At 69.0% G+C, this 14,994-nt stretch carries 14 protein-coding genes and 2 pseudogenes; 13 read left to right on the top strand and 3 right to left on the bottom strand.

The window, feature by feature from the left end:
• Window positions 1-129 precede the first annotated feature (129 nt).
• From ACGFZQ_RS44270 to ACGFZQ_RS44260, 3 genes are all read left to right on the top strand, one after another.
• Complete coding sequence (locus tag ACGFZQ_RS44270) at window positions 130-780, top strand: DUF2637 domain-containing protein (protein ID WP_393845226.1); 651 nt, start codon at window positions 130-132, stop codon at window positions 778-780.
• A 589-nt stretch (window positions 781-1,369) separates the two neighbouring features.
• Window positions 1,370-1,564: a hypothetical protein gene (locus ACGFZQ_RS44265; protein WP_393845225.1), complete on the top strand. Its 195-nt coding sequence runs from the start codon at window positions 1,370-1,372 to the stop codon at window positions 1,562-1,564.
• A gap of 573 nt (window positions 1,565-2,137) precedes the next feature.
• A complete protein-coding gene (locus ACGFZQ_RS44260) occupies window positions 2,138-3,700 on the top strand; it encodes a cytochrome bc complex cytochrome b subunit (RefSeq protein ID WP_393845224.1) in 1,563 nt (520 codons plus the stop codon).
• Here the strand turns inward: ACGFZQ_RS44260 and ACGFZQ_RS44255 are convergent.
• Window positions 3,618-4,022: a cytochrome c oxidase subunit 4 gene (locus ACGFZQ_RS44255; RefSeq protein WP_351749201.1), complete on the bottom strand. Its 405-nt coding sequence runs from the start codon at window positions 4,020-4,022 to the stop codon at window positions 3,618-3,620. The two genes, ACGFZQ_RS44260 and ACGFZQ_RS44255, sit on opposite strands and share 83 nt — an antisense overlap.
• A complete protein-coding gene (ctaD, locus tag ACGFZQ_RS44250; RefSeq protein ID WP_393845223.1) occupies window positions 4,019-5,692 on the bottom strand; it encodes a cytochrome c oxidase subunit I in 1,674 nt (557 codons plus the stop codon). The genes ACGFZQ_RS44255 and ctaD overlap by 4 nt, the downstream gene beginning before the upstream one ends.
• Between ctaD and ACGFZQ_RS44245 the strand changes: the two genes are divergently transcribed.
• The 10 genes and pseudogenes from ACGFZQ_RS44245 to ACGFZQ_RS44200 all read left to right on the top strand — a co-directional run bounded on the left by ACGFZQ_RS44245 (window position 5,691) and on the right by ACGFZQ_RS44200 (window position 14,580).
• Window positions 5,691-5,840 carry a hypothetical protein gene (locus tag ACGFZQ_RS44245; protein ID WP_351749205.1) on the top strand — a complete coding sequence of 50 codons (150 nt, stop codon included), beginning with the start codon at window positions 5,691-5,693 and terminating at the stop codon, window positions 5,838-5,840. The two genes, ctaD and ACGFZQ_RS44245, sit on opposite strands and share 2 nt — an antisense overlap.
• Window positions 5,807-6,142, top strand: coding sequence for a DUF6479 family protein (locus tag ACGFZQ_RS44240; protein WP_393845222.1), 336 nt, complete (start codon window positions 5,807-5,809; stop codon window positions 6,140-6,142). The genes ACGFZQ_RS44245 and ACGFZQ_RS44240 overlap by 34 nt, the downstream gene beginning before the upstream one ends.
• Window positions 6,143-6,406: 264 nt before the next feature.
• Entirely contained in the window at window positions 6,407-6,967 is a 561-nt protein-coding gene (locus ACGFZQ_RS44235) for a hemerythrin domain-containing protein (protein ID WP_393845221.1), read from the top strand.
• A gap of 216 nt (window positions 6,968-7,183) precedes the next feature.
• Window positions 7,184-7,696: a hypothetical protein gene (locus ACGFZQ_RS44230; RefSeq protein WP_393845220.1), complete on the top strand. Its 513-nt coding sequence runs from the start codon at window positions 7,184-7,186 to the stop codon at window positions 7,694-7,696.
• A gap of 717 nt (window positions 7,697-8,413) precedes the next feature.
• Window positions 8,414-8,647: a hypothetical protein gene (locus ACGFZQ_RS44225; protein WP_351748812.1), complete on the top strand. Its 234-nt coding sequence runs from the start codon at window positions 8,414-8,416 to the stop codon at window positions 8,645-8,647.
• Between the two features lie 289 nt (window positions 8,648-8,936).
• Window positions 8,937-10,127: a zinc-dependent alcohol dehydrogenase gene (locus tag ACGFZQ_RS44220; RefSeq protein WP_351748809.1), complete on the top strand. Its 1,191-nt coding sequence runs from the start codon at window positions 8,937-8,939 to the stop codon at window positions 10,125-10,127.
• Between the two features lie 276 nt (window positions 10,128-10,403).
• A complete protein-coding gene (locus ACGFZQ_RS44215; protein ID WP_351699221.1) occupies window positions 10,404-10,682 on the top strand; it encodes a GlsB/YeaQ/YmgE family stress response membrane protein in 279 nt (92 codons plus the stop codon).
• A 387-nt stretch (window positions 10,683-11,069) separates the two neighbouring features.
• Window positions 11,070-11,647: pseudogene (locus ACGFZQ_RS44210) on the top strand (formate dehydrogenase); the annotation flags it as partial.
• 174 nt (window positions 11,648-11,821) lie between these two features.
• Window positions 11,822-12,301, top strand: a complete 480-nt coding sequence (locus tag ACGFZQ_RS44205; RefSeq protein ID WP_393845219.1) for a hypothetical protein — start codon at window positions 11,822-11,824, stop codon at window positions 12,299-12,301.
• Window positions 12,298-14,580 (top strand): tetratricopeptide repeat protein, encoded by a 2,283-nt coding sequence (locus ACGFZQ_RS44200; RefSeq protein ID WP_393845218.1) that lies wholly within the window; start codon window positions 12,298-12,300, stop codon window positions 14,578-14,580. The genes ACGFZQ_RS44205 and ACGFZQ_RS44200 overlap by 4 nt, the downstream gene beginning before the upstream one ends.
• A 244-nt stretch (window positions 14,581-14,824) precedes the next feature.
• Here the strand turns inward: ACGFZQ_RS44200 and ACGFZQ_RS44195 are convergent.
• A pseudogene (locus ACGFZQ_RS44195) lies at window positions 14,825-14,989 on the bottom strand (pirin family protein); the annotation flags it as partial.
• Window positions 14,990-14,994 lie beyond the last annotated feature (5 nt).

Raw genomic sequence — 14,994 nt, 5'->3', positions numbered from 1 at the left:
AGCTTCTTGCGGCCCTGAGGGCTCCGTACCTTCCGAATCTCGAAGTCCATCGCATCCCCTGAACTGGGGTGTTGCGACAACCACTAGAACGGAAGGAACGCTCGCCGGGCCCTCGATGTCGAGGCATGGGTGCGGCCCCTGTGTGCGCTGGTTGTGGCAGGAGTCGCGGCTTATGCGTCATATATTCACCAGCGGTCGTTCGCTGTGCAGGGCGGGGCGGACCGGGTGAGTGCGTCGTTGTGGCCGTTGTCGGTGGACGGGCTGCTGCTGTTGCCCACGCTGGGTCTGCTGAAGCAGGAGAGCGATGTCGGCCGTCGCGCCAAGTGGGCGGTCTGGGCGGCGTTCTTGCTGGGTATCGCTGTCTCCTTGGCTGCGAATGTGGCTGCGAATGTGGCTGCGGCGCCGGGGCTGGAGTGGCGGTCGGTGCTGGTGGCCGGCCGGCCGCCGGTGGCGTTGTTGCTGTCGGTGGAACTCCTGGTTCACCGGACTGGTAGTCGTCGTCTGGACGGGACCGAGCGGTGGCTTGACCGGGATGGGGCGGATGCGGGCGGGGCGGAACTGGATGAGGATCCGCTGCTGGCGCGAGCGAGGAGGCTCGATCTCCAGCATCGGGAGCTGCATCAGCGGCCGTCTTCGGCGGAGACGCTGCGCAAGGAGCTGCACGTCGGAGCCGAGAGATCGAGGGTGTTGGCCATGCTGGTGCGTGGCCGGACGGAGGGGAGTGGGGGCAGAGGAGAGAACGTGCGGAGTGGCGGGACGTCTCATTCCCAGGACAGGTGAGGGGTTGCTGTCGTCGCCGCGTGCATTGCGCTGGGCGAGACCCTCTTCTGCGGATTGCCGGCCAGGCGACTCTGGAGGCGGCGATAGGCACCCCTGCCCCGAGCCATGTGCGGAGAGGGTGACGACGATTCGCTGGTGGATCCGGGTGTGGGGAGCCGGCGAGGATGACGGTCCTGGGGGTGAACGGACCGAGGTGTCTTCAGGCGCATCTTGAGGAGCCTTCCAGCGGGCGGTCATGGTGGTCGCTGGCCATTTTGCTGTGATAACGGCCAGCCTCGGTCAGTTACGTGAGGTTCCCAGCAGGTGCCTGCTGTGGTATCGGGTCGCGGTTGCAGCGACTGATGAATGGGCGGCAGCCGTCCGCGCACTGGTCAACCTGGGGCGCCACCCATTGGCTCGGGCCATGGGCCTTGACCTGCCACAGGACATCGAAGAAGAGAGAGAAATGTGGCGGATGGTTTCTCGGATGTCCCGTTCCCGGTTCCACGACCGAGCTGTCGCTTTAAACCGCTTCCGCTCCCCGCCTGGCATGGGCGAGCCTCGGTGAACGGTGCCGGTACACGTCGACCGCAGTTTTGATCGCTCGCCGGTGACGGTGCGCTCGTTCATCGAGGCGGAGAAGCCTGACCCGCAGGACTGGCGACTGCTGCCCAAGGAGCATCCGCTGCCCGCCGCGTACCTCGCGGGGCTCGCCGCGATCACCGCGGGTGGTGTCGTCCTGCCGTACGCCGAGGAATTGCGGCGCCGTCTGCGCGCCGCGGTGGGCGAGGGGAGCCGACGATGACAGCCAGCCGCCAACGTCGGCGCGGAACGGGCCGCCGATCCGTTGCCGCTACCGGACCAACGGCAGCCGCCTCTGGTCCGTCGGCAGCAACCCCAGGACCCGGGGTACCGCGACGCTACCAGCCAGCGCGAACTTGATCCCGGCGTGCTTCAGGACGGCTCCCACCTGGTTGGTCGCTGCGCGGCCTTGACTGCGATGTATCGCGCCGCACGACACCTTGCGGAGCTCGCCGGCGCGGTAGAACGGTGGTGCCGAGTTCGGCCATGTCGATGACGACCGGGAGGGGAGCGAAGTCGACGGGCGGCGGGCCGGCCCTGCAGTCGCAGGTCCTCCACCTGGCATGCGGAGCCTCCCAGTTCGTCTGGTGACCCGTTGCGCCTCCGGTCGTCGACGATGGCAGCGCGATCGGCACCCTCGCGCCGGGAACCGCGGCGGCTCATCCGATCGGGTGCCGAGGCCCTGCCGCGCGGGTGTTTCACGGCGACGGGGCACTCGCGCCGCGCCTCCCGGGCAAGGGATGGGCAGAGTGCGAGGCATACGGTCCTGAGGAGGGCGTCACGTGAGGTCAGTGCGATGCACGCGAAGCGCCGCGGGGGCCGGATGAGGGGGAGGGGACCGGACGAGGGCGAGGAAAGCCGGGGCGGGGAACGGTTCGCGGCTGCGGTGGACGCCCGGCTGCCCGTCCACGACGGGGCCGGTCGGCTGCTGCGCAAGTCCTTTCCCGACCACTGGTCGTTCCTGCTGGGTGAGATCGCCCTCTACAGCCTGATCCTGCTGGTGCTGACCGGCGTGTGGCTGACGTTCTTCTTCAAGCCCGAGATGCGGGAGGTGGTCTACGAGGGCCCCTACGAGCCCCTGCGCGGGACGCTGATGTCGGGCGCGTTCGACTCGACCCTGCACATCAGCTTCGAGGTGCGCGGCGGCCTGCTGATGCGGCAGACCCACCACTGGGCCGCGCTGGTCTTCGTCGCCGCGATCGGCCTGCACCTGCTGCGGGTCTTCTTCACCGGAGCCTTCCGTCGACCCCGCGAGCTGAACTGGGCCATCGGCGTCACCCTCTTCACGCTCGCCCTCGCCGAGGGCTTCGCCGGCTACTCGCTCCCGGACGACCTGCTCTCCGGCACCGGTCTGCGGATCGCCCAGGGCATCATGCTGTCGATCCCGCTCGTCGGGACGTACTTCGCCATGTTCGTGTTCGGCTCCGAGTTTCCCGGCCACGACATCGTTCCGCTGCTCTACACCCTGCACATCCTGCTGCTGCCGGGCGCGCTGATCGCCCTGGTCACCGTGCACCTGATCCTGGTCTTCCACCTGAAGCACACCCAGTGGCGCGGCCCCGGACGCATGAACAGGAACGTGACCGGCAAGCCGCTCTACCCCCAGTTCGCGGCCTCCTCGATGGGTCTGTCCCTCGCCGTCTCCGGGCTGCTGGTGGTGCTCGCCGGTGTCGCGCAGATCAACCCGGTGTGGGTGTACGGCCCCTACCGGCCGGACCAGGTGTCGACCGGCTCCCAGCCGGACTGGTACGTCGGCTTCCTCGAAGGCTCGCTGCGCCTCGTCCCGCCCTGGGAGACGAACCTCGCCGGGCACACCCTCATGTGGAACGTCCTGCTGCCGGCCGTCGTGCTGCCCGCGCTGCTCTTCGTCGTCCTGTACGCCTACCCCTTCGTCGAGCAACGGCTCACCGGCGAGGACAGCCAGGAGCAGCACTTCAGCGACCGGCCACGCGACCGGCCGGTGCGTACCGGCCTCGGCGCCGCGGGCGTCACCTTCTACGCCGTGCTGCTGCTGGCCGGCGGCAACGACGTCATCGCCCAGAGCTTCCGGATCTCGGTGAACGCCCTGACGTGGATCTTCCGGGTCGCCCTGGTCGTGGCCCCGGTCGCCGCCTTCTTCGTGACCCGCACGGTGTGTCGTGCGCTGCTGCACGCCGAGCAGGAACTGCTGGCCGAGGGCGAGGAGACGGGGGAGGTACGGCAGACCCTCGCCGGCGGTTACGAGAGCGGCCACCGCCCGGTCACGTCGTTCCGGCCGGGCGCCCCGCGCAGGCCGCTCAGTCCTCCTGATCAACCCCCCGGTTCACGTACTGGAACACCAGCCCGGCGACCCCCCGAGCCAGAACGCCGAAGCCGATGAGGAACAGCCACAGCCCGAACACCACCCCCACCGCCGCGACGGCGAACCCGAAAGCGGTGACGATCGGCCAGGGGCTGTGCGGCGGGAAGAACTCCAGCGGCCCGGCGGAGTCCGCCACCTCCGCGTCCGTACGGTCCTGCGGGCGCCGGCCGTGCCGGACGTACTGGGTGGCGCAGAAGAACGACACCAGCGCGGCCATCCCGAACGCCACGATCAGCGCCGCCGTACCGGCCGGATCGGCGTCGGACCACATGCCGTAGAGCGCGGCCGCCGCACCGAAGAAGACGGCCACCCCGCCGAAGAGCAGTGCCTCGACCTTCACCGCAGACCCTCCTGCTCCGCCCGCCGGACGATCCCCGGATGGTGCAGGTCGAACGCCGGGGACTCCGACCGCACCCGGGGCAGCGCCGTGAAGTTGTGCCGGGGCGGCGGGCAGGAGGTGGCCCACTCCAGGCCGCGTCCGTATCCCCAGGGGTCGTCCTCCTCGACCTGCCGCCCACGATGGGCCGTACGCCAGACGTTGTAGAGGAACGGCAGTGTGGAGATCCCGAGCAGGAACGCGCCCGCCGAGGACAGGGTGTTGAGCAGGGTGAACCCGTCCGCCGGCAGATAGTCGGCGACCCGTCGCGGCATGCCCTGCTCACCGAGCCAGTGCTGTACCAGGAACGTCAGCTGGAACCCCGGGAAGAGCAGCCAGAAGTGCGCCTTGCCGAGCCGTTCGTCGAGCATCTTCCCGGTGAACTTCGGCCACCAGAAGTAGAACCCGGCGAACATCGCGAACACGACCGTGCCGAACAGCACATAGTGCAGATGCGCCACCACGAAGTACGAGTCGGTGACATGGAAGTCGAGCGGCGGCGACGCGAGGAGCACCCCGCTCAACCCGCCGAGGAGGAACGACACCAGAAACCCCACCGACCACAGCATCGGGGTCTCGAACGAGAGTGAACCCCGGTACATCGTCCCGATCCACGCGAAGAACTTGATCCCGGTCGGCACCGCGATCAGGAACGACATCAACGAGAAGAACGGCAGCAGCACCGCCCCGGTCGCGAACATGTGGTGCGCCCACACCACTGCGGACAGCATGGTGATGGTGGTCGTGGCCCCGATCATCGGCAGATAGCCGAAGAGCGGCTTGCGCGAGAACACCGGGATGATCTCCGAGACGATCCCGAAGAACGGCAGCGCCACGATGTACACCTCGGGATGCCCGAAGAACCAGAACAGGTGCTGCCACAGCAACGCCCCGCCGTTGTGCGCGTCGAAGACGTGCGAGCCGAACTTCCGGTCGCACTCCAGCGCCAGCAGTGCGGCCGTGAGCACCGGGAACGCCGGCAGCACCAGGATCGACGTGAACAGCACGTTCCAGGTGAACATCGGCATCCGGAACATGGTCAGGCCCGGGGCGCGCAGACACAGGATCGTCGTGACGAAGTTGACCGCGCCCAGCGTGGTCGACACGCCGGTGACCACCAGCCCCATCACCCACAGGTCGGCGCCCGCGCCGGGGGAGTAGTACCCACTGTTGAGCGGCGCGTACGCGAACCACCCGAACGACGCCGCGCCCCCCGGCACCAGAAACCCGGAGACCACGATCAGCCCGCCGAACAGGTACATCCAGTACGACAGCGCGTTCAGCCGGGGGAACGCCACGTCCGGGGCGCCGATCTGCAACGGCATCACCGCGTTCGCGAACCCGGCGAACATCGGGGTCGCGAACAGCAGCATCATGATCGTGCCGTGGACGGTGAAGAGCTGGTTGTAGACGTCCTGGCTCATCAGCTGAAGCCCGGGGTGGGCCAGTTCCGCGCGCATGCCGAGGGCGAGCAGGCCGGCGAGGAGGAAGAAGCAGAACGCTGTCACCATGTACAGCCGACCGATCACCTTGTGGTCGGTGGTGGTGGCCCAGCCCAGCAGTCTGCGCCCGAGCGGCGCCGGAGCGGCGGAGGCCCCGGCCTTCTCGCCGACCCGCTGCGACAGTTCGGTCATGGTCCTCCTCAGCCGGGCCGAGCGCGGGAAGCGCCTCGCGGGCGCTCTGCCCGCCGCCCGGGAGACCGCCGGCTCCTGCGGAGTGGCGACGCTCACCGGCGTGGCCGATACGCGGTGTCTGTCCGCTCCGCCGCGACGCTACCGGTGACCAGGCGCGGGCCACGTCAGCCACGCCCCTTCGGCCTGGGATTAGCCGCCGGGACGGTGGTCATCGGCGTCCGCGGTCTGCTCGTCGCGGCCGCGCTGGTGGCCGCCGTACGTTTCGGAATCGGCGTCCGGCGCAAGGAGTCCCGACCACCACGCCGTGGGGACCACCCCCACACTGCCGCCCTCCGGGCCGGTGCGCGCGGAGCAGAACATGCGCGAGCCGAACGAGGTGCCCCGGGCGACCGGCGACGACGCCCCTCCTTCCCCGCACCACCTTGGGAGTGCCCCCAGCAGGCCGAGTGAGAATCAGACCCGCCCGCGCTGGTAGCCCGCGGCTCCAGCGGCTCCTTCGGGGCGGAGGCAGCGGCGCAAGTGACCGACCCCCGGCCCTACCGCATCCCCCGGCATACGCACGGTGATGGGCCGGTCGTTACTCCCGAAACGACGCAGGCGTCCGACCGGGTGGACCTCGCCCCAGGAGGCGCCGGGCCAATCCCGGTGGGGAACCACTGACAGCTGGGCGGGATCGACCCGCCCCGGGCGTGATCAGCGAGAGGCGGACGGACGATGGGGCATGGCGGAGACGCGCTTGCGGAACTGATGACCGACCACCGGGAGGTCGAGGAGATGTTCGCCGGGATCCAGGGGATGGCGGGCGGGGGGCAGGAGCTCCGTGATCTCGTGGACGAGGTCACCATCGAACTGGTACGGCACTCGATCGCCGAGGAGGAGTACCTCTACCCGGCGGTGCGCGAGCACATCGAGGGCGGCGACCGGATCGCGGACAAGGAGATCGCGGATCACGGCCGGATCGAGAAGCTCCTCAAGCAGCTGGAGAAGACGGACACCGACGATCCCCGGATGAGCCCGTTGCTGCAGCAGCTCATGGACGAGGTCGCCGCCCACGTCCAGGACGAGGAGGACAACCTCTTCCCGATGCTGCGGCAGGCGTGCACGCCCGAGGCGCTGAACGAGCTCGGGGACAAGATCCGCCGGGCCAAGTCCTTGGCCCCGACCCGCCCGCACCCCGCCGCTCCGAACACCCCGCCCGCGAACAAGCTCCTCGCTCCGGGCACCGGCCTGGTGGACCGGGCCCGCGACTTCATCACCGGCCGCGGCAGGTCCTGACCGCCGGCGGGGCAGGCTGTCCCCGGGCCGGGACCACGCACGTTCGGTCCCGGCCCGTGACGCGGACGCGGGCCCCTGTGACGCGGCTCATTCCCTCCTCGGGTCCGGCTGCCTACGCTGTTGGGTCACGAAGCGGGGCAGCGTGGCTCCGCGAAACAGCTCGCGGGACCGATCTGCCGGACACAGGCGAGCACGCTCCCCTAGGGACCCACCGCCGTGACCGACGATCTGACTCCTGTCATAGCCGCCTCCACCCGCTGGCTCCTGGCCGCCTACCCCGCCCCCGGCGGGGCGCTCAGCCGGGCGCTGGCCGAGGCCCAGGCCCGGCAGGCCGTCACACTCGCCGCCACCCTGCGTTACCCCACGCGTGTCGACGTGCAGCTGCTCCACCTGCTCGCACCCAGCGGATCCCACCGGCTGGACTGGCTCACCGGATGCGAGCCGCAGCCCGACGACACCGCGTGGCGGACCTGGATCGACGAAACGGTGGTCAGCTGGGCGGCCTGTCTCCTGGCCGACCCCGTCCTGGCCGCCCGCGCCGCCCACCAGGCCCTCCCAGCGAGCCGGCACCACACCACCGGCGGTCTGCGGCGGCTCACCGATCCCGGGAAGCGGGACACCGAAGCCGCGCCGCTGCTGCGCCATCCTGACCTGCTCGAGGACATCGCCGGCCTGCACCGGCCCCAGCTCATGGAACTGCTCAGCGTCGAGGGCGCCGAACTACCCTGATCTCAGCACTCGAGGACCTGCCGCTCCCCCCGGGCGTCGACGAGCCGCCTACGGGCCGCCGTCCTTGAGCTGCCGCGACGTCCTCGGGCCATCCTCGGGCCGCCGCGCCGCCCTCGCACGCCGACCGGCACCGGAGCGTCTCACACCGTCCGACCAGCTCCTCGCCGAACCGGACGTCCAACGCCCAGGCGATCCAGGACGGGGCGATGGTCCGGCCTTCCTCGAAGAGCTCGATGACCCTCGGGTTGATGTACGAGGCACGGCAGACGGTGGGCGTGTTCCCCAGGTAGCCGGCCACTTCCCGGACGGCGAGGTTCACCGCGCGCCCGCGGGCGGTGCCTGACTCCGCGGCGACGAGCTTGTCCACGCCGAGCGCGACGGCGACGGAGATCAGGACACGCGGCGGCACGTGGAAGTGCCGAAGCCTCCCGGAGAAGGGCGAAAGCGGCGGCGGGACCCGGCAGGCCGTAGCGGGCGCACCGAGGTTCCAGGGCTCCGCTCCCGGCCCGATGACATGGAGGCCGCCGCGGACAGCGGTGGGAATTTCGCCGCCGCACAGTTGGCGGTGCCGGGCAACCGCGGCACTTTCGGGTGGGTGCGGTCGCCATGGCGACCGGCTCCCGTGGTGCGTCGTGTGCCTCCGGGGTACTCGGCCAGTCCGGCCGACACGGCCGGCAGGTTGACACCCGCATCAAAGCAACGGACGGAGTGATGACGATGGCCAGTGCCACGGAGACCGGAAACATCACCGGAACTGCCGACAAGGACTACAACCTTCTCTGGTACGTCGAGAGCTGCATGGACAACGCTCTGCGGCTGGACACTTACATCAAGGACGCCGAGCGGGCGAAGGACGCGCAACTGGTCGAGTTGTTCACCAAAGCACAGGCTGACAGCCGCAAGGGCGCGGACCTGGGCAAGGCAATGCTGCGCAGCCGCTTGAGCGGCTGATTCCCGGCAGCGGCGGGGCTCCCTCCGGGCCCGTTCGGCACAACCCGCCGACGGCCTGACACCAAAGGCCCCCGAAGTCGAGGCCCCGGGGGAAGCCCGGGGCTGGCTTCTCACCCCATAGGGCGGGTCACGGTCGGCGGGATCCGCTCTACGAGTACGACGCCGAAGCCACCTATGGCGGTGGATCTCCTATCGGGCCCGACGGCTCTCGTCTCCGTGCGCATTGCGACGGAGACGACCAAGGGCCGGCGACGCAATTTGCGCGCACGTGAGAAAGGGAGCGTGAGCCATGAAAGCAGTGACCTGGCAAGGGCGGCGGGACGTCCGGGTGGAGGATGTACCCGACCCCCGCATCGAGCAGCCGACGGATGCCGTCATCCGTATCACGTCGACCGGTCTGTGCGGTTCGGACCTGCACCTGTACGAGGTGCTCACGCCGTTCATGACTCCGGGCGACATCCTCGGCCACGAACCGATGGGCGTGGTCGAGGAAACCGGCGCACAGGTCACGAACCTACGCCCGGGCGACCGCGTAGTGGTGCCGTTCCAGATCTCCTGCGGGCACTGCTTCATGTGCTCGGCGGGCCTGATGACCCAGTGCGAGACCACTCAGGTGACCGGCGAGGGAATGGGTGCCGCCCTGTTCGGATACACCCGTCTGTACGGTGCGGTGCCCGGCGCCCAGGCCGAATACCTGCGCGTACCACAGGCGCAGTTCGGGCCCATCAAGGTGCCCGACGGGCCCCCCGACGACCGCTTCGTCTACCTCTCCGACGTGCTCCCCACCGCCTGGCAGGCCGTGGCGTACGCCACGGTGCCGCCCGGCGGCACTCTCGCCGTCCTCGGGCTCGGCCCCATCGGCGACATGTGCTGCCGCATCGCCCAAGCCCAGGGCGTGGAACGGGTGTTCGGCGTCGACCTCGTGTCCGAACGGCTCGCACGGGCCAGTCGCAGGGGCACCGCAGCCTACGACCTGCGGGTCTATGAAGACGAGAAGGAACTGGTCCAGGCGATCCGGGACGAGACCGGAGGCCGGGGCCCGGACGCCGTGATCGACGCCGTCGGCACCGAAGCCCACGGCAGCGCGGCCGCCAAGCTGGCCCAGACCGCTACCGGGCTACTGCCCCGTAGGCTCAGCGCCCCGCTCGCCGAACGCTTCTCCGTCGACCGTCTCGGCGCCCTCCACATGGCCATCGACCTGGTTCGCCGCGGCGGCACGATCTCGCTCAGCGGTGTGTACGGCGGTATGGCCGACCCGATGCCGATGCTCACCCTGTTCGACAAACAGATCCAATTGCGCATGGGGCAGGCCAACGTCCGTCGCTGGACCGACTCGATCATGCCCTACCTCATGGACGGGGACTCGCTCGGTGTCGACGACTTCGCCACGCACCGGCTTCCCCTCACGGACGCTACGCGCGCGTACGACATGTTCCAGCGCAAGCAGGACGGCGCGGTCAAGATCCTCATGCAGCCCTGAACAGCATCTGCCCCGCGGCTGTGAGCACAGGCGTTCGGCAGGATCCCGCTCTCGCGGTGCGACGTTCATGAGCGCCGAGTAGCCGTGATCCAGAGGCTCGCATCTGAGCCGATGCGAGGCTTCTCGAGGCCGTGACAAATCGTCCCGAAAAGGCGAACCAGCCGCGGACTACGACGCCGGTCGGCATGGCCGACCCGGACGACACGTTTGTTCGAGCCCGATCGGTGCACACGATGAGCTGACACAGCCCCCTATCCGAGGAAGCGGAGACGCACCATGGGCATCATCGCGTGGATCATCATCGGCCTGCTCGCCGGCGCCATCGCCAAGGCCCTGATGCCGGGTAAGGACCCCGGCGGCATCATCGTCACCATGCTCATCGGCATCGTCGGCGGTCTGCTGGGCGGCTGGCTCGGCAAGGTGATCTTCGGCGTCGACTCCATCGACGGGTTCTTCGACCTGTCCACCTGGATCGCAGCGATCGTCGGCTCCCTCATCCTGCTCTTCCTCTACCGCCTCGTCACCGGCAACCGGCGCTCGCACCGCCACGCATGACCCGCTGAAGGCACACGCCTACGCCATCTGAACGGCTCCTCCCTGGCCCACAGGACGGGAGCCGTCAGCGTGCACGACAGCCCCCGTGGGCTGGCGGACGTAGCGGCCTGCCTCTGGCCGACGTGAGGGGCGGCTGTTGCCTCGCGCAACGGCGTGGAGCGTCCGGTGCACGTCGGCCACCCCGCCGCGGTGCGGGAGGACTCCATGCCGGGATGTCGTAGGACCCGGTCCCTAACGGACGCGAACGGTCACCTGTTGTACGGCAACCCAGCGGACTCCACCGGGCCCTGCGTGGCCGCCCCGCGCGCCGTACCCATCCCGGTGGGCCAGTCTGAAAGTGACACCCACCCACGCCGCCGGGCATTCCGGCCGCCGAAAGGACACACCATGGGTGCGCGCACGTGGATCAGTGACTGGCCCGTCTTCCGTTCAGCTCACTGGATCCGACCCGCTGGGCCGGGGCCGGGCCGCCATGTCGGCGCGGACCGAACGCCTCAGGTCGCGCACGGACACCGCCGACAGGGTGGTGCGTTCTGTATGTCCCTACTGCGCGGTGGGCTGCGGACAACAGGTCTACGTCAAGGACGACGAGGTCGTCCAGATCGAGGGTGATCCGGACTCGCCCATCAGCCGAGGGCGCCTGTGCCCCAAAGGCTCGGTGACGCTGCAGCTCACCACCATCCCGGCTCGTCGCCACGAGGTGCTGTACCGGCGGCCGTTCCCCGGCGACTGGGAGCCCCTGGACCTGGAGACCGCCATGGACATGGTGGCCGACCGGGTGACCGAGACGCGGCGTCGGACCTGGGAGTGGGAGTCCGGCGGGCTGTGCACCGCGCGCACGCTCGGCATCGCCGGTCTCGGCGGCGCGACCCTCGACAACGAGGAGCTGCTCACCGGCCTTGGTGTCGTCCAGGTGGAGAACCAGGCCCGGGTCTGCCCACAGCTCCACGGTCGCCGGGCTCGGTGGTGTGGGACCCGGGGCGCGTGGTGACCTGCCGCAGGGGGCACCGACCGGATGTCCCGGATTCCGGACCAGATCAATATGCCGCAAAGAGGGTTAGATCAGCGGCCGTGTCGCTATCGTGAAAAGTCACGTGATACGCGTTACAGGGGCGAGGGGGGCGTGCGTGGATTCCCGTGTGCTTGTCGAGGTCGTCGGGGACGACGACGGGGCTGTGGAAGATCTCTTCAAGTGGCTGAACCTGCAAGATCCTCTGCGGGGGCGGGTGGAGTCCGTGAGCTCGCCAGCCGGGCCGGGGCAAATGGCGGGCGGAGGGCTGACCGAGGTTCTGGCGGTCGCGTTGGGTGCCGGTGGGGTCGGCACCGTCCTGGCGCAGGCCCTGGTGGTGTGGTGTCGGCAGCCCAGGGGAAGCAAGGTGCGCATCCGGCTGACCGGCTCGGACGGCCGCCGAGTGGAGATCGACGGTGACCGTATCCGGGATGCCGACACCATCATCAAAGCGATCGTGGACCTGAACCTCGACGCTCCGCCCCCTCAAGTGGAACAGGCGCCCGGAACTCCGGCGATCGCCGATGGGCAGCCCTCGTACCAGGCGGGCGCAGCCGGATCAGGGACGAGCAGGGGCACCGCAGATGGGCGCGAGGGGGACGTGGCATGAGTGAGATGGTCCGGTTGCCCGATGCCGTCGGGTCGCGTGCGGTGCTGATCGGGGTCAGCGACTACGTGTCCGAGGAGTTGGAGGACCTTCCGTCGGTCGGACGGGGCGTCCACGCCCTGCACGCCGCGTTGACTCAGCAGGATTACGGCTCATTCGCTTCCGACCGATGCCTGGTGATCGAGAATCCACGGGATCAGGGGGCTCTCGCCCAACCGCTGCTGAGCGCGGCCGCGGACGCCAAGGACGTTTTCCTCGTCTATCACGCGGGGCACGGCCTGATCGCCGGACAGGACCGGGAGTTGTACCTGGCACTGGCCGGGACCGATCCCAAGCTCGCCGAGTGGACGGGACTGCCCTACCGCCTGGTCCGGGAGGCGTTCTCCCGAACACGGGCGCGTTCGCGCATACTGATCCTTGACAGCTGTCACTCGGGGCTGGCGATCTCAGGAGTCATGTCAGCCACCGAGAACTCCATCATCGGGCAGGTGGACATCGACGGCACCTACGTCATGACATCGGTTCCCGCCATGGCCCTGGCGCAGGCACCCGTCGGAGACACCTACACGTCCTTCACCGGCGCCCTGTTGAATGTCCTCGAACGCGGCATCCCGGGCGGTCCCGACCTGCTGGCCGTGGGAGCCGTCTACACAGAGTTGCGCCGACTGTTCAGTTCAGCGGGACTGCCCCTGCCGCAGCAGGCCTCCGAACGTACGGCGGCGATGATCGCAATCAGCCGCAACCGCACGGGGACGGCCGGCACTCCCGCAGACGACGAGAGCTCTCTCGCCTCCGTGGAGGAACTGACCGAACAGATCCGGGAAGCCGGTGCGGCCGATGCCCGCGCTGCCGTCGAGCTGGCCCGCGAAGCCGTATCGCGCCGCACTCTGCGTCTGGGCGCCGACCACGTGGAAACCCTGGACCTGCGGCAGACACTGGCGAACTGGCTGGGACAGGACGACCAATCGGACCCCTCCGTCGCCATCAACCAGTCCCGCGAGGTGGTCGCCGACTGCACCCGCGTGCTCGGCCCCGAGGACTCAGGCACCCTGCGCAGCCGCATCACTCTGGCGCACAACCTCTTCCGCGGTAAGGAGGACGAGGAGGCATTCGCCATCCTGACCGACGTCCACTCCATTCGTGCACGCATCCTGTCCCCCAACCACGAGGACACCCTCCGAGCCAGGGAGAGCCTCGCCTACCTCAAGAGCATGGCAGGACAGATCGACGAATCGAGCGCTCTCTATGAGGAACTCATCGACGGTTACACCCACACGCTCGGCAGAGAATCCTTTCGCGTCCTGGTCTGTCTGAACTCCCTGGCGGGCAACACGCTCGCGAAGGGCGAGGCCTCCACCGCCGCTCACCTGTACCGCCAGGCGGTGGAGGTCGCAGAGCATCTTTTCGGGCCGGACGACCCGGCGACGCTGCGTGAACGCAAGAACCACATGGACGCGATTGGTCAGACAGGGGACTTCACCGCGGCCGCCGAGTTCTCCCGTACACTCCTCGCCGACATGGAGCGCGTCTGCGGTCCGGACGTACCCGAATCCGTGGACGTTCGCCACTACCACGCCTCCCACCTGTCCAACTCGGGCGACAGGACAACGGCCATCAGGCTGTTCCGATCGGTCTGCCAGGCATTGGAAGCCCGAACGGGACGCCGGGACACCAGCACCTTCATCCCTCGAAGAAACCTGGCCTTAACGCTTCACGACGACGGACAGAACCAGGAAGCCGCCAACCTTCTGCAAGGTCTGCTGGAGGACATGACCGACGTCCTGGGGGCCGAGCACAACGACACCCTCAACTGTCACCGGTGGCTGGCCGAGTGGACGGGCGCGTTGGGTCATCCGTCCCGCGCGCATCGGCTCTACCGCGACCTCGTGGAGATCGAGGCGCGAGTCCTGCCTCGCGAGAACCTGGACGCCCTGCAAAGCCGCCTGAACTTCGCCACATACACCAACCAGATCGGTGACCACGCGGCGGCGGCCCAGATCTACTCCGAGGTCGGTGACGACCTCGCCTGGGTACTAGGTCAGGACCACCGCGCCACTCTCAGCGCGCGAGTGGGACATGCCGTCTCCATCGGGCAGTTGGGCGACACCGTCCGGGCCACCAACCTCCTGCACCAGGTCGCGGCCGATCAAGCGCGCAGTCTCGGGGAGGACCACCCCGACACCTCCGACACCCGTGTCAAGATCGCCTACTGGCTCCACTCCATGCCCAAGGGACCCTACGCCCCTCCCCCACCCCCTGGGTGGCTTCCACCGGCCCACTGACAACCGGAACGTACAGCGTCATGTCCCGTGGATGGGCATGTCGGGTCACCAGGGGGGCGGGCGGCGCCGAGGCGGTCTCGACGGCCGGCCGCCACGCCGATCCCGCTGCTGGGCCGGCGCCACACTCCATGGCCCCACGAACAGAGCGCCGGTCCTCGCCGCCTGAGGCAGCCAGGTAATCGAAGCCGGACAATCCCGCCGTCGTCGCGCGAAAACACCAGGTGCTGCTTTGGAAAGTGTCAGCTCAGCGCACTCGACCCCGTGGTTTCAGCGGCACCGGCGGCAGTTCGGGGGCAGGGAGAGGCGCTCCGTCGTAACCCTTCACCTCCCCGAATCGCGACCCGCCCATCCAGTCCTCGCGGGCCTGTTTGATGTCGTCCTGGGTACGTCCGACGAAGTTCCACCACATATCGA

The sequence above is a fragment of the Streptomyces sp. NPDC048254 genome (genome assembly GCF_043201895.1).
GTDB lineage: Bacteria > Actinomycetota > Actinomycetes > Streptomycetales > Streptomycetaceae > Streptomyces.
This window is presented reverse-complemented; position numbering and strand designations above follow the sequence as displayed.